Source organism: Nocardiopsis rhodophaea (assembly GCF_039530945.1).
GTDB lineage: Bacteria > Actinomycetota > Actinomycetes > Streptosporangiales > Streptosporangiaceae > Nocardiopsis_C > Nocardiopsis_C rhodophaea.
In genome coordinates, this window is the sequence record NZ_BAAAPC010000003.1 from 110,780 (window position 1) to 129,834 (window position 19,055).

At 71.6% G+C, this 19,055-nt stretch carries 17 protein-coding genes and 2 riboswitches; of the genes, 4 read left to right on the top strand and 13 right to left on the bottom strand.

Annotation, left to right across the window (positions count from 1 at the left end):
- Positions 1-296 precede the first annotated feature (296 nt).
- Positions 297-1,229 (top strand): aldose 1-epimerase family protein, encoded by a 933-nt coding sequence (locus ABD259_RS04155; RefSeq protein WP_344160259.1) that lies wholly within the window; start codon positions 297-299, stop codon positions 1,227-1,229.
- 154 nt (positions 1,230-1,383) lie between these two features.
- Here the strand turns inward: ABD259_RS04155 and ABD259_RS04160 are convergent, their stop codons facing one another.
- From ABD259_RS04160 to fmt, 10 genes are all read right to left on the bottom strand, one after another.
- Entirely contained in the window at positions 1,384-2,028 is a 645-nt protein-coding gene (locus ABD259_RS04160; protein ID WP_344104367.1) for a nucleotidyltransferase family protein, read from the bottom strand.
- A gap of 177 nt (positions 2,029-2,205) precedes the next feature.
- Entirely contained in the window at positions 2,206-3,369 is a 1,164-nt protein-coding gene (locus tag ABD259_RS04165; protein ID WP_344160262.1) for an XdhC family protein, read from the bottom strand.
- Positions 3,370-3,930: 561 nt separating this feature from the next.
- Positions 3,931-4,356, bottom strand: a complete 426-nt coding sequence (locus tag ABD259_RS04170; RefSeq protein WP_344160265.1) for a PH domain-containing protein — start codon at positions 4,354-4,356, stop codon at positions 3,931-3,933.
- A gap of 94 nt (positions 4,357-4,450) precedes the next feature.
- Positions 4,451-4,945 (bottom strand): 6,7-dimethyl-8-ribityllumazine synthase, encoded by a 495-nt coding sequence (gene ribH / locus ABD259_RS04175; protein ID WP_344160268.1) that lies wholly within the window; start codon positions 4,943-4,945, stop codon positions 4,451-4,453.
- Between the two features lie 73 nt (positions 4,946-5,018).
- Entirely contained in the window at positions 5,019-6,365 is a 1,347-nt protein-coding gene (locus ABD259_RS04180; RefSeq protein WP_344160271.1) for a bifunctional 3,4-dihydroxy-2-butanone-4-phosphate synthase/GTP cyclohydrolase II, read from the bottom strand.
- An 80-nt stretch (positions 6,366-6,445) separates the two neighbouring features.
- Positions 6,446-7,132, bottom strand: a complete 687-nt coding sequence (pnuC, locus tag ABD259_RS04185) for a nicotinamide riboside transporter PnuC (protein ID WP_344160274.1) — start codon at positions 7,130-7,132, stop codon at positions 6,446-6,448.
- A complete protein-coding gene (locus tag ABD259_RS04190; RefSeq protein WP_344160277.1) occupies positions 7,132-7,779 on the bottom strand; it encodes a riboflavin synthase in 648 nt (215 codons plus the stop codon). Before ABD259_RS04190 ends, pnuC begins: the two co-directional genes overlap by 1 nt.
- A gap of 149 nt (positions 7,780-7,928) precedes the next feature.
- A riboswitch (FMN riboswitch) is annotated at positions 7,929-8,059 on the bottom strand.
- Positions 8,060-8,244: 185 nt separating this feature from the next.
- A complete protein-coding gene (rpe, locus tag ABD259_RS04195; protein WP_344160280.1) occupies positions 8,245-8,910 on the bottom strand; it encodes a ribulose-phosphate 3-epimerase in 666 nt (221 codons plus the stop codon).
- A gap of 85 nt (positions 8,911-8,995) precedes the next feature.
- Positions 8,996-10,453 (bottom strand): RsmB/NOP family class I SAM-dependent RNA methyltransferase, encoded by a 1,458-nt coding sequence (locus ABD259_RS04200; protein WP_344160283.1) that lies wholly within the window; start codon positions 10,451-10,453, stop codon positions 8,996-8,998.
- 115 nt (positions 10,454-10,568) lie between these two features.
- Positions 10,569-11,498, bottom strand: coding sequence for a methionyl-tRNA formyltransferase (gene fmt / locus ABD259_RS04205; protein ID WP_344160286.1), 930 nt, complete (start codon positions 11,496-11,498; stop codon positions 10,569-10,571).
- A 295-nt stretch (positions 11,499-11,793) separates the two neighbouring features.
- Here fmt and ABD259_RS04210 point away from each other — a divergent pair, with 295 nt between their 5' ends.
- Positions 11,794-13,986 (top strand): primosomal protein N', encoded by a 2,193-nt coding sequence (locus ABD259_RS04210; protein WP_344160289.1) that lies wholly within the window; start codon positions 11,794-11,796, stop codon positions 13,984-13,986.
- Between the two features lie 144 nt (positions 13,987-14,130).
- Positions 14,131-14,910, top strand: a complete 780-nt coding sequence (locus ABD259_RS04215) for a nucleotidyltransferase domain-containing protein (RefSeq protein WP_344104571.1) — start codon at positions 14,131-14,133, stop codon at positions 14,908-14,910.
- A 200-nt stretch (positions 14,911-15,110) separates the two neighbouring features.
- On the opposite strand, the gene ABD259_RS04220 is transcribed toward ABD259_RS04215, so the two are convergent.
- The 3 genes from ABD259_RS04220 to ABD259_RS04230 all read right to left on the bottom strand — a co-directional run bounded on the left by ABD259_RS04220 (position 15,111) and on the right by ABD259_RS04230 (position 18,167).
- Positions 15,111-15,665 (bottom strand): DinB family protein, encoded by a 555-nt coding sequence (locus tag ABD259_RS04220; protein WP_344104392.1) that lies wholly within the window; start codon positions 15,663-15,665, stop codon positions 15,111-15,113.
- 96 nt (positions 15,666-15,761) lie between these two features.
- Positions 15,762-16,574 (bottom strand): SAM-dependent methyltransferase, encoded by an 813-nt coding sequence (locus ABD259_RS04225; protein WP_344160292.1) that lies wholly within the window; start codon positions 16,572-16,574, stop codon positions 15,762-15,764.
- A gap of 195 nt (positions 16,575-16,769) precedes the next feature.
- Positions 16,770-18,167: an aminotransferase class V-fold PLP-dependent enzyme gene (locus ABD259_RS04230; RefSeq protein ID WP_344160295.1), complete on the bottom strand. Its 1,398-nt coding sequence runs from the start codon at positions 18,165-18,167 to the stop codon at positions 16,770-16,772.
- 88 nt (positions 18,168-18,255) lie between these two features.
- Positions 18,256-18,383: riboswitch (SAM riboswitch) on the bottom strand.
- Positions 18,384-18,671: 288 nt separating this feature from the next.
- On the opposite strand from ABD259_RS04230, the gene ABD259_RS04235 reads away from it, so the two are divergent.
- Positions 18,672-19,052, top strand: a complete 381-nt coding sequence (locus ABD259_RS04235; RefSeq protein WP_344104398.1) for a DUF3870 domain-containing protein — start codon at positions 18,672-18,674, stop codon at positions 19,050-19,052.
- Positions 19,053-19,055 lie beyond the last annotated feature (3 nt).

Below are 19,055 nucleotides of genomic sequence, written 5' to 3' on the forward strand. Positions count from 1 at the left end.
AGAGATTCCCGCTGATCGCCCACGTCGCGCGACGTACAGCTATATGATCGCCCGGTAGCTGGATGCAACTGGAAGTGACTGTGTCGGGTGCGCGACGCGAATGGTGATCGAGTGAGCGCAGCTGCGGACGCCGACCGCCAAAAGGCAAAACCGCATACGCAGCAGAACAAACAAGGAACCCGAGCGCGCAGTGCACAGCGGCGCGAATGGTGATCGAGTGAGCGCAGCTGCGGATACCGACCGCCAAAAGGCAAAACCGCATACGCAGCAGAACAAACAAGGAACCCGAGGGTGCAGTGGGCAGCGACGCGATCGAACTGGCGGCAGGACAATACCGCGCGATCATTGGCCGCGAAGGAGCCACATTGCAACGGCTCACCTGGTGCGGCGGTGATCTGATCTGGGGTGGCGACTCCGATTCCACCGGTGAGGGGGCCGAGGGTGCCGGGGCCTTCCAGGGGCGGCTGATGGCTCCCTGGCCGAACCGGGTCGACAAGGGCCGGTACACCTTTGAGGGAACCGAGTACCAGCTGGAGATCACCGACCCCGAGCGCGGCACCGCGATCCATGGGCTGGTGCACTCCCGGTTGTGGACACCCCACGACATCACCCCGACCCACGTGCGCCTCACCTACGACCTCGACGGCGAACCGGGATACCCGTTCCCGCTGGAGTTGGCGGTCGACTACCGGATCCATCCGGCCTCCGGGTTGAGCGTGCTGGCCACCGCGCGCAATGTCGGGTCGACGTCCGCCCCGTACGGATTCGGGGCGCACCCGTACCTCACGGTCGGGGTACCGCTGGACGAGGCGACGCTGCACCTGCCCGCCCGGCTCCGGCTGCCCGTTGACGAGCGGCTGCTGCCCACGGGGCCACCGCAGAACGTCGCCGGTACTGAGTACGACTTCCGCGCGCCGCGCCGCATTGGGGAGACGGTATTCGACACGGCCTTCACCGGCCTGCGCCCCGGCATCGAGGGCCGGTCGTGGACGGTCCTCGCCGGGCCGGACCACGGTGTTGGCCTGTGGGCGGACTCCTCCTGCGGCTGGCTGCAGGTGTACAGCGCTGACGGTCTTCCCGGCCCCGCGCATCGGAGTGCGCTCGCCGTGGAGCCGATGACCTGCCCGCCCAATGCCTTGGCGACCGGGCGGGGTCTGCGGGTGCTGGGGCCGGGAGAGCGCAGTGAGGCGCGGTTCGGCATCCGCATGATGGCGCCGACGCTGGGCTAGGGCGGCTCGGGAGCGAGGGGGCACAGGCGCGCGGCGGTGTGCGGGCCGAAGCCGCGGTTGTTCGGGGGCTGGGGAGAAGCGGCTTCGGCGCGGTCGATGTTCGTGTTCGTCTGTGCTCCGTTGGGGTTGGGCTGATCGCCGACCGGAGGCCCGGCTAGTCCGGTCCGACGGTCATGCCGTCGGTACCACCCTGCCCGAGATCGAGGATCTTGCGCATGCGCTCAAGGTCCTCGGCCGTGTCGATGTCGTCGGGGCTGGCCACGTCGTCGCAGTCCACGGGGGTCACCAGGTGGGAGTAGGCGCGCAGGAACGGCCGGGCGCCCACGTCGCCCTCTGCCAGTGCGTGCACGCTCGGCCAGTGCTCCCGGCCCAGCAGAACCGGGTTGCGCAGGTTGCCTCCGTACGTCGCGACGACCGCCCGGGAGCCCTCCGCGTAGGCCTGGCACAGCCGTCGCACCGCGGCGGAGGTCACCATGGGCTGGTCCACGAGGGCCACCACAACCGCGTCGACCTCGGTCGGCATCGCGTCGAGCCCCGCGCGCAGCGACGATCCCATCCCACTGCGCCACTTCGGGTTGTGCACCTCGGTCGCGCCGTCGACCTCGACTTTGGTAGCTCCCGTCACGACATAGACCGGCACGCACCCTCCCTCTCGCAGGATCCGCGCACCCCGATCGATGAGCCGCTCGCCCGCGAGCTCAACGAGGGCCTTGGGGCCACCGAGCCGGGTCCCCTCCCCCGCCGCGAGCAGCAGCCCGGCGACCGGCGTGCCGTCACCGCCTGTCTTGCGTGTCGTCATGACGCGATGATGTCACGCTCAGGAGGGTTCGCACCCCTGTCTGCGATATCGCTCCGCGTGCACGAAGGGCCCGAAACCCCACCGGACGGAAGGATTCGCAGCCAGCGGTGTCCAAATGCTCGGACAGGGTGGCCGGATCCGGCCGTAGCGATGTCCCGCGGCGGCTTTTGGGCCAGGTCACCGCGTGTGCGCCCCCGCTGTCAGGTCGGTAGGGACGCTCGGTCCCGGTGACGTCATCGGGTCGATGTGGATACGTCCGGTGGTCGATCGGAGGGGGCGGCCGCTGCCGCCCCAGCGCGTCTGGATGAGCTCGGCCGCGATCGAGACCGCCGTTTCCTCGGGCGTGCGGGCTCCGAGGTCGAGGCCGATCGGCGAGCGCAGGCGCGCCAGTTCCTCTTCTCCCACGCCCTCCTCGCGAAGCCGGGCCATGCGGTCGTCGTGGGTGCGGCGGCTGCCCATCGCCCCGATGTATCCGGCGCGGGTGCGCAGGGCGACCCGCAGCAGGGGCACGTCGAACTTGGGGTCGTGGGTAAGCACGCAGATGGCGGTCCGCTCGTCGATCTGGTCCTCGATCTCGGAGAGGAAGACGTGGGGCCACTTGACCACCACCTCGTCGGCCTTGGGGAAGCGCTTGGCGGTGGCGAACACCGGCCGGGCGTCGCAGACCGTGACCCGGTAGCCGAGGTAGGCGCCGATGTCGGCGACGGCGGCGGCGAAATCGATGGCGCCGAAGACCAGCATGCGCGGGGCGGGGGCGAATGACTGCACGAATACCTCCAGCTCGTCGCCGCGCCGCTGGCCTCCGGCGCCGTAGCGCAGGATGCCGGTGCTGCCCTGGGCGAGCATGCCGCGCGCGTCGTCGTCGACGGCCGCGTCCAGCCGCTCTTTACCCAGGGTTCCCTCACTGTGGTCGGGCCAGATGATCCGCCGCCGCCCGAGCCGTCCGGGCCCGGAGACGATGGTGGCGACCGCCACCGGCTGGTGCTCGTCGATGGCGCCGATCACCGCGCCAAGACGGGGGTAGAGCGTCCGGTTCACCGGCTCCACGAGGACGTGCAGGGTGCCGCCGCAGGTCAGTCCGACGCTGAACGCGTCGTCGTCGCTGACGCCGTAGCTCTCGCGGGCGGGGGCACCGGTAGCGATGACCTGCTGCGCCAGCTCGTAGACCGCGCCTTCCACGCATCCGCCGGACACGCTTCCGATGACCTCGCCGGAGGCGGTGACGGCCATGGCCGCGCCCGCTTCGCGCGGGGAGCTCCGGTAGGTGTCGATGACCGTCGCGAGCGCGAAGGTCTCACCTGAGGAGTACAGCTCCCCGACGGCCGAGCGGATGTCACGCACGTTTCAACTCCTCTTCCGGCTCCGGCCGCGACGCCAGTGACCCGACGCACCCCCGCGGGGGCCACGTCGCCGTGTGCCCTGTGCAATGTCTGGACTGCCAGGCTATGTGGTCGCGCACACATTCGCAGAGATCACGATCCTCCAAAGATCGCCCCGGCTCCTCGTGTCCGGGCACAGGGATCGCTGGCGATTCGGGTCGCGCGATGGAGGTCAGAAGCGGTGTGGAGGAGATGGGGGACGGACGTCGGGCCATCCCCCATCTCCTCCACACCGCGGGAATCGGTGGACGTCGTATCGCGATCACTGGAGGATGAGCGAGATGACCGCCATGCCCAGCACGACCAGCCACAGCAGCGCTGCGGCCCAGCTGATTCCGGCACCGCGGCGCGGGGGTCGGGGCCGGGTAAACGCCATGTTCCGCGTGAGGGTGCCCATACCCCTGGGACGCCGGGCGACGCGAGGTTGTTCACCTAATTCTCTCGGCCCCGGTACCCCGGTGCTGCCGGCGGCATCAGCGCACGCGGCGCGGCGGGTGTGGCGCTGTGACCAGCGCCCAGGCGGTCAGCGCTCCGGTTCCTCAGCCTCTCCGCGCTCGTGCAGCAGGGCGCGGAACTCGGCGAGGTTGGTCTGTGCCAACCTGCCGTCGTTGCTCTGGATGCCCATGACCGCCAGCGTGGACCCGTCGGCCAGGTCGATGGAGGGCCACGGCTCCCCCACCGGCATGCGGACGTCGATGATCTCCGGCCATTCCAGGACGTGCGTGCGGATGCCGTTGACCACGGTCACCCGGGTCTCGGTCGCGGTCAGCCGCGGCCGGGCCAGGAGGTGCAGGGCCGCCACACCGACCAGGCCCATCATCACCAGGCCGACCCGGTCCTGCAGCCGCCAGTCCGCGGGGAGGACAACGGCCAGGACCACCATCGTGACCAGCGTCACGGCGGCGAGGCCGTAGGCGACAATGCGAATGTTGCGTGGGCGCCATGTCACCGGAAGCGAACGTGTCGGCCCATCCACCGGCTCACTCAACGGTCCCTCTTCTCTCGCATCCACCGGCCCCAACGTGTTTCCCCTTTTTATCGCGCTACCCGGTGGGGCGGGTTTCGCCCGCGCGCAGCCCGCGCAGGACGACAGCGCTGTCCAGCGCCGCCTGTGCGGCCTCCCACCCCTTGTCCTCCCTGCTGCCGGGGAGGCCGGCGCGGTCGCGCGCCTGCTCCTGGTTATCACAGGTCAGCACACCGTTAGCCACGGGGGTCGCCTCGCGCAGCGCCACGTCGGTGAGGCCCTGGGTGACCGAGAGGCAGACGTAGTCGAAGTGCGGGGTGCCGCCGCGGATGACCGCGCCGAGAGCGACGACGGCGTCATGGGCGCGGGCCAGCTCCTGGGCGACGACAGGGATCTCAATGGCCCCGGCCACCTTGACCAGGGTCGGGGCAGCGGTCCCGGCCCGCTTCGCGGCGTCCATGGCGCGCCGCACCATGGGCTCGACGATGTCGGCGTTCCACCGGGTGGCGACGATGCCGAGGGTGAGCCCGGCCGCGTCGATGGTGGCTTCGTCGGGACGTCCCGTTCCGCTCATGGGTGATGGTCCTCGTTGTGAATCGGCGGTTTCAGTGGGCTGGGGGCGCTCGGCATAGCGACCGCGTCCCCGTCTAGTTGGCGGCGGCGACACCGGGCAGGTCGTGGCCCATGCGGTCGCGCTTGGTCTGCAGGTACCGCAGGTTGGCCGGGGTGACGGCGGTGGGCATGGTGATCCGCTCGATGACGGCGATGCCGTTGTCGACGAGCCCGTCCGTCTTCTCCGGGTTGTTGCTGATCAGCCGGACCGAGGAGACGCCGAGGTCGGCCAGGATCCGCGCGCCGGTGCCGAACTCGCGGGCATCGGCGGGCAGGCCGAGTTCCAGGTTGGCGTCCACGGTGTCGGCTCCCTCGTCTTGCAGCCGGTAGGCCTGCAGCTTGCTGAGCAGGCCGATGCCGCGGCCCTCGTGTCCGCGCAGGTAGACGAGGACGCCGCGGCCCGCGTCGGCGATCCGCTCCATGGCCGCGTCGAGCTGGGGGCCGCAGTCGCAGCGCAGCGAGCCGAAGCCGTCGCCGGTGAGGCATTCGGAGTGCAGCCGGGTCAGCACGTCGGTGCCGTCCCCGAGGTCGCCGTAGATGAGGGCGACGTGTTCGGCGCCGTCGGCCAGGGCGCGGTAGCCGACGGCGCGCCACTCGCCGTAGCGGTTGGGGACGCGCGTCTCCACAACGCGCTCGACCGGCGGCGCGGCCGGGGCCGGGGCCTCGTCGGTGGCGGTGCCGGTCTTCAGGTGGGCGACAAGCTGCTCGATGGAGACGAGCCGGAGGCCGTGCTCGTCGGCGAACTCGCGCAGCCGGGGCAGCCGGGCCATGGTGCCGTCGTCGTTGACGACCTCGGCGATGACACCGGCGGGCCGCAGTCCAGCGAGGCGGGCGAGGTCGATGGCGGCCTCGGTGTGTCCGCGGCGGACGAGCACGCCGCCGTGGCGGGCGCGCAAGGGGAAGACGTGGCCGGGGCGGACGAGGTCCCCGGCGGTGCTGTGGGCGTCGGCGAGAAGGCGGAGGGTGTGGGCGCGGTCGGCGGCGGAGATGCCGGTGCTGACTCCGGCGCGGGCGTCCACCGAGACGGTGTAGGCGGTGCGCATGCTCTCCTGGTTGTCCTCGACCATGAGCGGCAGGTGGAGGCGGTCCGCGTCGTCGCCGGTGATCGGAGCGCAGACGACGCCGGAGGTGTAGCGGATCATGAACGCGAGCAGTTCGGGGGTGGCGGCCTCGGCGGCGAAGATGAGGTCGCCCTCGTTTTCGCGGTCTTCGTCGTCCACGACGATGACGGGGCGTCCGGCCGCGATGTCGGCGATCGCCTCGGTGATGTCGTCGAGGCGGATGGGGGTGTCTCTCGACGTGCCCGGCGCGATCGGTCGGGTCGGCTCGGCCGGGTGGGTCGAGGTGGTCGGCTCGGTCCACTCCTGGGTGGCACTCGTCATCGTGGCTCCTTGAACTGCTCGACCTGCGTGAGCTGCGTGGACTGCGGTGCTGTGGGGTGCGGTGCGGTCGGCTGGGATGGTCATGCGCCCACCGCCGTCGCGTCGGGTGAGGTGGGCGCGGTGGGGTCGGCCCGTTGCTGGGACCGGTACTGGCGGGCCCAATCGCGGATTCCCAGCGCGGCCAGGACGAAGAAGACGCCGTAGACGATGCCGGTGACCCACAGGCCCGACAGCAGCGCGAGGGGGACGCCGACCAGGTCGACGATGATCCAGACGAACCAGAAGTCGATGAGCGCGCGGCTCTGCGCGAACGTCGCGATGGCGCTGCCGACGAAGATGAAGGCGTCCGGCCAGGGGGCCCAGGACATGCCGGTCGCCTCGAAGGTCAGCGCCATGGCGACGGTCCCGCCGATGAGGGCGCCGAGGAGCAGCCCCCGCTCGTGGCCGGTGGCGGGGCGCACCCGGAGTTCGGCGCCGCCGCGGGTCTGCCGCGCCCAGCGCGTCCACCCGTACAGGACCAGGCCCACGAACATGACCTGTTTGAGGGCGTTACCCGTGAGGTGGGCGTCGATGGAGACGGCGAAGAGGAGGACGGCACCTGTGAGCTGCACGGGCCAGGTCCACATGGACCGGCGGATGGCCAGTGCGACGGTGGCCAGCGCGGCGACGTTGCCGATGAGGTCGGCCCAGCGGATGTGTTCGCCGAAGAGGGTGAAGCCGGCGTAGGCCCACTGCAGCCACCACACGCCGGTGGAGACGTCGCCCATCAGGCGCCGCTCCCCTCGTCCGCACCCACCGGGGAAGGTGCCGCGGTGCCGGTGAAGCCGACCAGGCGTTCGACGTACTTGGCGACGATGTCGACTTCGAGGTTGACGGGGTCGCCGACGCCCTTGCGGCCCAGGGTGGTGAGGTCGAGCGTGGTGGGGATCAGGCTGATGGTGAAGGAGCCGGGCTCGACGGAGACGACGGTGAGGCTGACACCGTCGACGGTGATGGAGCCCTTCTCGACGACGTAGCGGGCCAGGTCGTCGGGGAGCGAGACGCGGACGGTCTCCCAGCGCGAGCCGGGGACGCGGTCGAGGATCCGCCCGGTGCCGTCGACATGGCCCTGGACGATGTGGCCGCCGAGCCGGTCGGAGACCTTGGCGGCGCGTTCGAGGTTGACGGCCGATCCGGGACGCAGCGCGCCGAGGCTGGAGCGGTCCAGCGTCTCCTTCATGACGTCGGCGGTGAACGTACCGTCGGCGCTGTCGGTGACGGTCAGGCAGACGCCGTTGACCGCGATGGAGTCGCCGTGCCGTGCGTCGGAGGTCACTTCTGGGCCGCGTACCGCGAGCCTGACGGCCGCGCCGTCGGCGCCGTCGGGCGTGATCGCCGCGACCTCGCCCAGTTCCTCGACGATTCCGGTGAACATGTCCGAGCCATCCCCTTCACCTGGTCAGGCTCCGGGGATGAACGAGAGCGGCGGAAAACCGCTCCGGGACCGGTCGGCAGGTGTTCCGGGCCGCTTAACCGGCCTGTGCGGCCGACGACGGCGGAGCGGTCCTCTGCCCGTCCGATCCCACGCGTACTGCCTCCCATCCGGACTTTCACCGTCGGTACCGGAATTTCACCGGTTCAACCGGCCGATGGCTTCGGCCGGGTCGCGGACTGTCACCGCCGGTTCGGACTTTCACCGACCCCGGAGCACGCGTTGGACAACGTCTCAAAGAACAAGTGTGCCATGGCGGTGTGTTCCTGTCGCGCACGAGCCCCCGGGAAACGGGTGCGGCCCCGCGGCGCGTGACACGCATCACGGGACCGTGTGCCGGGGTGCCGGGCCACGCCCGGCCCGCCGGAACAGCCCCGACAGTGGGTGAACCGGACCGGCCGCGGGGGGCTAGGTCGACGCCTTGACCGCCTGTGCGCGCAGGGCGTCGACGGCCGCGGCGGGGTCGTCGGCACCGTAGACGGCCGAACCGGCGACAAAGACGTCAGCGCCCGCGGCGGCGGCACGTTCGATCGTCTCGGCGCTGACGCCGCCGTCGACCTGAAGCCAGACCTGGGCGCCGGCGCCATCGATGAGCTTGCGCGCCCGCTCGATCTTCGGCAGCACGAGGTCGATGAACTTCTGTCCGCCGAACCCGGGTTCGACCGTCATCAGGAGCATCATGTCCAGCTCCGGGAGGAGGTCGGCGTAGGACTCCAGGGAGGTCGCCGGGTTCAGGGCGAGACCGGCGCGGGCGCCTTGGCGGCGGATCTCGCGCAGGGTCCGGACGGGTGCGTTCGCGGCTTCGGCGTGGATGGTCACGCTGCCGGCGCCCGCCTCGGCGTAGGCCGGGGCCCAGCGGTCGGGGTCCTCGATCATCAGATGGCAGTCCAGAGGCAGGGACGCGGCCTTGCGGAGGGACTCGACGATCGGCAGGCCGAGGGTCAGGTTGGGGACGAAATGGTTGTCCATGACGTCGACGTGCAGCCAGTCGGCCGAATTCGCGACCGCCGCGGCCTCATCGGCGAGATGGGCGAAGTCGGCGGAGAGGATGCTGGGTGAGATCTGGATTGCCACGCCACCGAGTTTAGCCAGGGGGCCACCGCGACCCGCGCGCCCGGGGCGGACCCCGCCCCGCACGCGGCGGTGGGGGCGGCGGCCCTCAGTGCTTCCGCAGCAGCGCCAGGAACATCGCGTCGGTGCCGTGGCGGTGCGGCCAGAACTGCACGTAGTCGCCTGCCGCGACGTCGGGGACCTCGTCGAGGAAGTCGGCGGCGCGCAGCACCGTCACGTCGGAGCGGTCGGCGAGCACGTCCTCGACGACGCCCCGGGTTTCGGGCAGGTGCGGGGAGCAGGTGACGTAGGCGACGACGCCGCCCGGCCGCGTGGCCTCAAGGGCACGGCCGAGGAGGTCGCGCTGGAGGGGCGCCAGTTCGTCGGCCGTGTTCGGGGTGCGCCGCCAGCGCGACTCCGGGCGTCGGCGCAGCGCGCCCATGCCGGTGCAGGGGACGTCGACCAGGACCCGGTCGAAGGCGCCGTCGCGCCACGCGGGACGGGTGGAGTCGGCCACGACGACGCGTCCGGCGTCGCGCACGGAGCGCTGGACGGCCTGGGCGACGAGTCCGGCGCGGGCGGGCTGCACCTCGGCGGCGAGCAGGCGGGCGTCACGCTGCCCGGCGAGCCCCGCGAGCAGGCCGGCCTTGCCGCCAGGGCCAGCGCACATGTCGAGCCAGCGGGCGTCGGTGCCCTCGACGGAGACGCGGGTCAGCGCGAGCGCGACCAGCTGGCTGGCCTCATCCTGCACGGCGGCGCGGCGCTGGCGCACCTCGCGCAGCAGGGCGGGATCGCCTTCGGGCAGGTAGGCGGCGAAGGGCGAGTAGCGGGCTTCGGTGGCGCCGCCTTCGATGAGGTCGGCGACGCTGGCGCGGCCGGGTTTGGCGACCAGCGTCACGCGGGGGCGCTCGTTGTGGGCCGCGAGCAGCCGCTCGGTCTCGGCCAGGTCGCTGCTCTTCGGGTCCTCGCCGAGGGCGGCGGCCAGGGCGTCCACCATCCAGCGGGGGTGGCTGCGCACGACGGCGAGGTGGCCCACGGCATCGGCGTCGCGGGCGGGCGCGACGACGGCCAGCCACGCGTCGAGGTCGCGGGCGCTGACTTTGCGGAGTACGGCGTTGACGAAGCGGGCGCGGTGGTGACCAACGACCCGTCTCGCGATGTTGACGGTCGCACTGACGGCGGCGTGCGGGGGAATGTTGGTGGACAGCTGCTGGTGCGCGCCGAGACGGAGAAGCGGCAGAACCTCCTTGTCGACGGACGTGAGTGAACGGTCGATGCAGGCGTCGAGGATCGCGTCGTAGGCCCCCTGAAGGCGCAGCGTGCCGTAGGTGAGCTCAGTGGCGAGCGCGGCGTCCCGCCCGGTGATATTGCGCTCGCGGAGGAGGGTGGGGAGGAGGAGGTTCGCGTAGGCGTCGCGTTCCTCGACCGCGCGCAGGACGTCGTAGGCCGTTCGGCGGGCCGGATCCCGGGGCGCGGGCGGGGTCGCCGGATTCTTCCCGCCGCTCTGGCCACCGCCTCCCTTGGGGCGGCGGGACGGGCGGTACGGGGAACGGGAACGGTCGGTCACGTGGGGATCAGCCTTACGCCTGGAAATCGCGGGAAGAACGGGAGAAAGCCGGATGGCCCGCCTCGGTGAGTCCGCTCAGGACACCGATCGGGCCACATACCGAGAATACGGCAGCTCAGCCGCCGAGGTGCTCGTCCACGCCGGGGCGCACACCGCGCGCCCAGTCGACGGCCGCCATCAGGCGCTTGCCCTGCGGTTGGACCTCCCCGAGTTCCACGGGGTGGGTGGCGGTGCCGACAAGCACGCGCTTCTTCTCCACCAAGAGTCGGCCCGGCACCAACGGATCGGCGTCGGGAACGGGAAGAACAGGGCCGAGCTTGATCCGCGTGCCGCGGAACGTCGACCACGCGCCAGGGGCCGGTGTGCAGGCTCGGATCAGCCGGTCAACACGCATCGCCGGGGCACCGAAGTCGACCTCGGCGTCGGCGGGCGTGAGCTTGGGCGCGTACGAGACGCCATCGCGGCCCTGCGGGCGGGCCACGAGTTCGCCGGACTCGATGCCGTTGAGGGTCCGCAGCAGCAGCTCGGCGCCGGAGTGGGAGAGCCGGGTGAGGAGTTCGCCACTGGTGTCGCGCGTGCCGATGGGCTCGGTCACCATCCCGTAGACGGGCCCGGAGTCGAGGTCCCGCTCGATCTCGAAGGTGGCGGCCCCGGTGACGTCGTCGCCGTGCAGGATGGCGTGCTGCACAGGGGCGGCCCCGCGCCAGGACGGCAGCAACGAGAAGTGCAGGTTGACCCAGCCGTGCCGAGGAATCTCCAGGGCCGGTTGGCGCAGCAGCGCACCGTAGGCGACCACGGGGCAGCAGTCGGGCGCGATAGCGCGCAGACGGTCCAGGAACTCGGGGTCACTTGCCTTCGCGGGCTTGAGCACCTCCAGCCCAGCTTCGGCCGCGACCTCGGCGACCGGGCTCGCACTCACCTTGCGCCCCCGACCGGACACGGCGTCCGGCCGGGTCACCACGGCCGCGACCTCGTGCTCCGACTCCAACAGCACCTTGAGTGAGGGCACCGCGACCTCGGGTGTTCCAGCGAAGACCAGCTTCATCGTAATCTCGTTCCTAAACCACTGACCGGCTTGTCGCTCGGATCCTTGTCTATCAGCAGCTCCGCACGGAACGCGGTTGACGCTGTCCACGGGCGCGGCCACCAGCACACACCTGGTGGCTTCCGTGCGGCGTCCACGGCTCTGCTCACTCGCTCGTCTTCGCGACACCACCCCCCACGCGCTCACACTCCGCCCTCACTCCACCGCAAGCGCACACAGCCTCCGGCGAACAGCGTCCACGGCTCCACTCGCTCGATCCGCTTCCTGTGGGTGCCCTCTGGTACACCTGACGGTGATGACTCCGCAGCCCAACCCCGACGAGGGGGTTCTTTTCGACGTTCCCCGCGCTGGGGCCACGGCCGCGTCGAAGGAGACGACGAAGCAGAAGCGGCCGAAGAAGCGCAGGCCCGCCGAGGACCTGCCGGTCGCCCGCGTCGTCGTCGACACACCGCTGCCGCACCTCGACCGCCTCTTCGACTACCAGGTGCCCGACACCATGGCGGAGGCGGCCGTTCCGGGGTGCAGGGTCCGGGTGCCCTTCAACGGGCAGCTCCTCGGGGGGTTCCTGGTGGAGCGGGCGTCGGAGTCGGAGTTCCAGGGGCGGCTGGCCTACCTCCACACCGTTGTCTCCCGTGAGGCGGTGCTCACCCCGGAGATCGCGGGCTTGGCCCGCGCGGTCGCCGACCGCTATGCGGGCACTCTCAACGATGTCCTGCGGCTGGCCATCCCACCCCGACATGCCCGCGTGGAGAAGGAGGCGGAAAAGAAAGCCGCAGCCAGCGAGGAAGTGGAGCCCGAGGACGGCACGGGAGCGCCCTCACCAGAACAGGCCGGTGCTCCGTTACCCAGCGAGGACGCGCCTCAGCCCGATCGCGGATCGGAGACACCACCCGCTCCCGAAGCGGCCCCGGATCCCGGCCCCTGGCGGGAGTACTCCGCTGGCCTTTCCTTCCTTGAGGCGCTGTCCGCCGGAGGCGCACCGCGTGCCGTGTGGACGGCGCTGCCCGGACCGGAGTGGGCCGACGCGATCGCGGTGGCGACCGCAACCACCCTGGCTGCACAGCGCGGCGTGGTGATCGTGGTGCCCGACGGCCGCGATGTCTCGTTGGTGGACACCGCGCTCACCGAACGCCTCGGGGCCGGCCGCCACACCGCCCTTACGGCCGGCCTCGGCCCCGCCGAGCGCTACCGACGATGGCTGTCGGTGCTGCGCGGTGAGGTCCGTGCCGTAGTGGGCACCCGCGCCGCGATGTTCGCGCCGGTACGCGACCTCGGGCTGGTGGTCCTCTGGGACGACGGCGACGACGTGCACTGCGATCCGCATGCCCCCTACCCGCACGCGCGCACGGTGCTGTCGATGCGGGCGCACCGCACCGGAGCGGCCGCGCTCATCGGGGGGTTCACCCGCACCACCGAGGCCACCCAACTCGTCGAGTCAGGGTGGGCGCACCCGCTCGCCGCCGACCGCGCGACGGTGCGCCGCCACGCCCCGCGAGTGCGGGCGGCGGGCGACGACAGCGAGTTGGCGCGTGACGAGGCGGCCCGTTCAGCCCGGCTCCCCAGCCTCGCCCTGCGCATCGCTCGCGAGGCCGCCCAGCGCGGGCCGGTGCTCGTCCAGGTGCCGCGGCGCGGCTATGTCACCGCTCTGGCCTGCGCGTCCTGCCGTGCTCCGGCCCGCTGTGACACCTGCCAGGGCCCGCTGGCGCTGCGCAGCGCCCACGCCATGCCGTACTGCCGCTGGTGCGGACGTATCAGCGGCGAGTGGCGCTGCACGGTGTGCGAGCACCGGCGGATTCGGGCCAGCGTGGTGGGCGCCCGCCGAACCGCCGAGGAGCTGGGCCGGGCCTTCCCCTCCCTCACGGTGCGAACGTCGGGCCGCGACGACGTCCTCACCGAGGTCGGCGATGGCCCCGCCCTGGTGGTGTGCACACCCGGCGCCGAGCCGGTGGCCGCCGGAGGCTACGCCGCCGCCCTGCTCCTCGACGGATGGGCGCTCCTCGGCCGCGCCGACCTGCGGGCCAGCGAGGAGGCTCTGCGGCGCTGGTGCAACGCCGCCGCCCTGGTGCGCCCGGCTGACGAGGGCGGCCAGGTGGTGGTGCTCGCGGAGGCGGGGCTCCCGGTCACTCAGGCGCTCATCCGCTGGGATCCGGGCTGGTTCGCCTCCCGCGAGCTCGCCGAACGCCGGGAACTGGGGTTCCCGCCGGCCGTCGCCATGGCGTCGGTGACCGGCGAGGCCGCCCATGTCCACGAGCTCCTCAACGGCATCAGCCTGCCGGAATTCGCCGAACTCCTGGGGCCGGTGCCCATCAGCGCCGGCCCGGAAGCAGATCGCCCGGAGGGCGAACGCGTCGAACGCGCCCTCCTCCGCGTCCCCCGCGGCGCCACCTTCGCCCTGACAGCGGCGCTGAAGGCTGCCGCGTCAGCACGCAGCGCCCGCAAGGACGATCACCTCGCCCAGATCCGGGTGGACCCGCTCCACGTGGTGTGACGTCGATCGCACCTGCCCCGGCCGGCCGGAAAATCGTTCGCGCACCCCTAAGACGACCGATAAGTTCGAAAACTTCCCATTTTCCGGGGAGTGCCCGGCGTGGGCAGCCGCGCCATGGACCTGTATCGGGTGAACGGGAACATCATGAAGCACTCCAGTCCCGAGTTCGCAGCGCTCGCCGAGCGGGGGACCATCCTCCGCTGCCAGGTGGGATCGGGCGTGCACGGCATCACAGTCGCCAACCAGGATGACCGCGACGAGATGGGCATCTGTGTCGAACCGCCGGAGTACGTGATCGGACTGCGCGAGTTCGAGCAGTACATCTACCGCAGCCAGCCGGAGGGTGTCCGTTCCGGCCCCGGCGACCTGGACCTGACGGTCTACTCCCTGCGCAAGTGGCTCCGGCTCGCCCTGTCCGGGAACCCCACGGTGCTGCTTCCGCTGTTCGTCCCGGAGTCGGAGATCGTCGAGGTCACCGAGCTGGGGCGAGAGTTGCGGGCCAATGCCGAGCGCATTCTCTCCCGGCAGGCCGGGCACCGCTTCCTCGGCTACCTGCGCGCCCAGCGCGACAGCATGCTGGGGCGGCGCGGTGGTCGGCACACGAACCGCCCCGAATTCATCGAGGAGTACGGGTTCGACGTCAAGTTCGCCTACCACATGGTGCGGCTCGGTGTTCAGGGCGTGGAAATGCTGGAGACCGGGCGGCTCACCCTGCCGATGCCGGACCCGTGGGCCACCTGGCTGCGGGAGGTGCGGCACGGCGAGCACACCATGGACGAGACCCTGGAGGCGGTGGCCGAACTGGAGGCTCGGTTGGAGGAGCTCACCACGACCTCGCACCTTCCGGAGCACTCTGACATGGCATGGGCCGATGCCTGGCTGGTCGGCGCCTACCAGCGCGCTTGGAGCGAATCGGCTCCGTGATCCGGGTGCTGGAGCACCGCGAACAACGCGCGATCCCTCTCCTGCCCGGACCTCCTGGATGAGGCCGGCGGCGTTCGGTGCACCGGCTCCGGCGCCGCCGGCCTCGTCCAGGCACCGTTCGATATCCCGCACGATGCGCCGACCGCGTTTGAAACGATCGGGTGTCGGCGTCTTCGGCTCCCTCTTCGAAAGTCCGCATTCTAGAGTGCGTCGGGCTGGTGGGCGGGATGGGCGCGGTAAAGGTCGCGGAGCAGGGCGATCTCGGCGCCGTGGTGGATGACTTCGCGGTTGATGTGCAGGGCGAGCGCGGCGAACGGGAAGTCCGCCCACTGCGGCGGTTCGGCGGCGCCGACCGGTGCGGCGAGGTGGTCGGCGTCCAGGGCGTGGACTCCCTCGCACCACTGGGTGTAGGCGCGCTGAAGGCGGTCCAGTGCCTCCTCGGCGGAGGCCGGCCAGACGGCGTCGCGGACCGTCATGGTGCCGGGACCGAAGTGGTGGTTGACGCGGAGCTCAAGGATGCCGACGATGATGTGGCCGAGCCGCCATGCGATGGTGGTCACCGGCGGGGGCACGGGTTCCGGCCATTCCCAGTCGGCGACGAATGTGCCATCGGGGCGTGGCCGCACTGACCAGCAGTGGTCCACGGGTTCCCAGAAGTACTCGTCATCGTCGAGCCCGTCCAGCCGGGGCCACAATGAGGTGTCCCAGTAGAACTCCAGCTGGGCGAGGATCTCCCCGGTCCAGTTCAGTGTCATGGTGTCCCCCTCTCCCCCTGGTCGGCTGTGTCCGGTGGCAGTCGGCCGCGCGGCTGGGACGGCTCGATGCCCGAAAACCCCTCTCCCCTCGTGGCGCTACCGGCGTGCGACCCCCGCCCAGATGCCGGTGCCCCGCGCCGCGACGTCCTCGTCCGGGTAGGGCCACCAGGCCAGGTCGGCGAGGCCCGGGTCCAGGAGCACGAACGGGCCGAAGACAGACGCGGCGGCACGGTGGCGTCGGTGCCGGTCGCCGGTGGGGCCGTGGGGCTCGGTCGCCGCACGCCCGTCGATGGTGTCCGCGTGGCCGGGCGGCAGGGCGATCGCTACGCATCCGCCCGGACACATGGCGCCGTGGAGAGCGCGGACGAGGTCGGAGGTCGGGATGTCACCGCACCGCGGTGCGGCGGTGTCCACCAGGAAGAACGCGGCGGGCTCGTCGAAGTCGACGAGCCCGCGCAGTTCGAGGAGCGAGACGAGGGCGACCGGCTCCGGCCGGTGCATCGAGACGACGGATACTGCTCCTCCCCCGGCCGAGGCGAGGCCCGGCATCGGCAGCGTGGACCCGGTCTCGATGTAGACGACCCGCGCGTCCGGAGCGTGTTCGTGCACGGCGCTGCCGATGCCCTCGTCGACCGGGAGCCGGGAGCCGATGTCGACGAACTGCCGGATCCCGGCGTCGGCCGCGAGGTACCCGGCCGCGCGTCGCAGGAAGCCGCGTTTGGCCCGGGTGACTTCGCGCGGCTCGGATGGTGCGGACGGAAGCGCGGGCGCTCCGGGTTTCTCGGACACCGCCGCTGCCCCGTCCCCGCGACGCAGCCGGTGCTCGTCGATGTGGATGACGCGCGGTGGCGGCACATCGATCTCCGGTGCACCTTCGACGATGTGCAGTGCCCGCCGCTCGTCAGTCACGATCGTGCTCTCCGAACCTTCGGCCGGTGCGTGGGCGCGCGGGTCGGAGGTCGCGGATCGTGTCCCTGGACCCCCGGACGCCGTCGCCACTGTCGTTAGCGCACGATGTTACCTCGTGTGAGCTATCTCATTCACCCGTCGAATAGTCCACCACGCGTGCCCCGATCCGCCCTCGATCCAGACCTTCGGCGGGTCTCACCGCGCCGGGCGCGGGTCGGGCAGCGGGGCTACGCGACCGTTGTCATCGCGGTACTCCCAGCGCGGCCCGTGCGCGGCGAGGCCCGCGACGGCTCCGATCAGTCGGTCGACGTGCTCCTCGGTGGTGCCGAGGCCGAGGCTCGCGCGCACCGCCTGCTCATGCCCCTCCGGCAGCAGGTGCCGGGTGAGCAGATGGGCGCAGAACAGCCCGTCCCGCACACCGATCCCGTGCTCGGCCGACAGGGCCGCGGCCACCAGGTCGCTGGACAGCCCGTCGATCACGAAGGACACGATGCCCACCCGCGGGTGGTCGGCGTCCCACAGGGCCAGATCCCGCACGCCGGGAATCGCCGCGAGCCCCGTCCGCAGCCGGTCAAGGAGCGCCTGCTCGCGCGCGTGCAGCGCGTCCTGCCCGGCCGCCGCGAGGGTGTCGCAGGCCGCGGCGAGCGTCACCGCGCCCAGCACGTTGGGGCTGCCCGCTTCGTGGCGCGCGGGCAGGTCGTTCCACCGGACGTCGTCCTCGGTGACATTGCCGGTGGCGCCGCCGCCCGCCAGATAGGGGGTGGCGGCCTGCAGCCAGTCGGTCCGCCCGGCCAGCACACCCGCTCCGAACGGAGCGTAGAGCTTGTGCCCGGAGAAGGCGACGTAATCGGCGCCGGTCGCCGACAGGCTGACCTCCCGGTGCGGGATGAGCTGGGCGGCGTCGACCACGATGCGCGCCCCGGCGCTGTGCGCGACGGCGGTCAGCCGCTCGATCGGCCAGATCTCGCCGGTGACGTTGGACGCGCCGGTCACGCAGAGCAGGCGCGGCCCCTCGGGTGAGGAGCGCAGCGCCTCGCGGGCCGCCTCAACCGCTGCGTCGGCGCTCCGCGGCAACGGCAGGCGGATGACCTGCCCCGCTCTACTCCCCCGGTGTTGCCAGGGCAGCAGGCTCGCGTGGTGTTCGGCGGCGAAAACGACAACGGTGCAATCCTTCGGGACCGAGCGTGCCAGCAGGTTCAGCGCGTCGGTGGTGCCCCGTACGAACACCACGGCGTCGTTGTGGCGGGCGCCCGCGAACCGGGCGACCGAGCGGCGCGCCTGCTCGTAGGCGTCGGTGCTGACCTGGGAGTGGAAGCCCGCGCCCCGGTGCACGCTGGCGTAGTAGGGCAGCGACGCGTCGAGGACCTCGCGCACCGCCGACAGGCACGGGGCGCTGGCGGCGTAGTCGAAGTTCGCGTACGTGACGCGTTCGCCGGTGACGAGCGGGACATGGACGTCGGCGCCCACGATGGAGGTGTCCACCGCGGTGGCGCGGGACGCGCCGGAGGCGGTGGGGGCGGCGGGGATGGTGCGCTCGCCTGCGGCCGGGGCGGCCGTGGGGCGGGTGGACGGGGTTGCGGCGACAGCGGTCATCGTGGCTCCTCCAAGGGCCGTCAGGGACCCCCGGAAAGCACCGCGCAGCGCGTGGTTTCGCAGCGCTGCCGTGGTACGAACCTGCTGGGGTCCGCGCTTGCCTGACACGGTTACGGGATGCGGTCGTGTCTCGACCTGGTCTTCACCCGGGGCACCCCACCGCGGAAGGAGGGTTGCCGGCCAGCAAGCCGGGGCTTGACGCTGGCACTCATGACCTGGGTGGCACTATAGCGCACGGCCGGGTACGCCCGTCCGCCCCCTCCCCCACGTCCGCCTCCCCCCACGAGGACCGCCCCACCTGCGGGCCCGCGCGCCGCCGGCCCATCCTCCCCCGATCTCCCGCCCCCGGACGGTGGCGAGCGTTGACAACGCGGCACACTCATCGGAGATACTGAGGGCGACTGCCCTCCCGCTGAGGACATCGGGTCCGCCCCGACCGTCCTGCCAGGCGAGAGACTCCAGCACCACCGGAGTTTTCGCCTGCCCACCGGAGGGAGTTCCACCGTGAACGACAGCGATCGGCCGCGACGCCTCCTCGACGATCCGCAGATCGTCCTCGTCTCCGGATACGCACGCCTGCCCGACACCGTGGCGAGCCACTCCCAGTACGAACGGCTCGGTGTCGTCCTCGCCGTGCACCTCGCCGACGGCCGGATCGTCGCCGCCGACACCACGCTCCTCACCGACCTCGCCAAGGAGTTTTTCCGCGCACTGGTCGAGGGCCTGTCGGTCACCGACGACATCGCCGAAATCGTCGAACGCGTCCAGACCCGCTACGCCGGACAGTCCGGGGCCGCGCTGACCACGGCGCTGCGCCGCTGCCTGGAGGCCTACCACCAGCTCCGCGAGTCCCGAGCTTCAGCGCCGCAGCAGGAAGGGATGTAAGCC

Coding starts and splice junctions, on each gene's coding strand:
- pnuC (WP_344160274.1), bottom strand. CDS start 7,132: ATGGGCGACGTCTCCACCGGCGTGTGGTGGCTGCAGTGGGCCTACGCC.
- ABD259_RS04180 (WP_344160271.1), bottom strand. CDS start 6,365: ATGACGAGTGCCACCCAGGAGTGGACCGAGCCGACCACCTCGACCCAC.
- fmt (WP_344160286.1), bottom strand. CDS start 11,498: ATGAAGCTGGTCTTCGCTGGAACACCCGAGGTCGCGGTGCCCTCACTC.
- ribH (WP_344160268.1), bottom strand. CDS start 4,945: ATGAGCGGAACGGGACGTCCCGACGAAGCCACCATCGACGCGGCCGGG.
- ABD259_RS04230 (WP_344160295.1), bottom strand. CDS start 18,167: ATGACCGCTGTCGCCGCAACCCCGTCCACCCGCCCCACGGCCGCCCCG.
- ABD259_RS04160 (WP_344104367.1), bottom strand. CDS start 2,028: ATGACGACACGCAAGACAGGCGGTGACGGCACGCCGGTCGCCGGGCTG.
- ABD259_RS04215 (WP_344104571.1), top strand. CDS start 14,131: ATGAAGCACTCCAGTCCCGAGTTCGCAGCGCTCGCCGAGCGGGGGACC.
- ABD259_RS04190 (WP_344160277.1), bottom strand. CDS start 7,779: ATGTTCACCGGAATCGTCGAGGAACTGGGCGAGGTCGCGGCGATCACG.
- ABD259_RS04210 (WP_344160289.1), top strand. CDS start 11,794: ATGACTCCGCAGCCCAACCCCGACGAGGGGGTTCTTTTCGACGTTCCC.
- ABD259_RS04220 (WP_344104392.1), bottom strand. CDS start 15,665: ATGACACTGAACTGGACCGGGGAGATCCTCGCCCAGCTGGAGTTCTAC.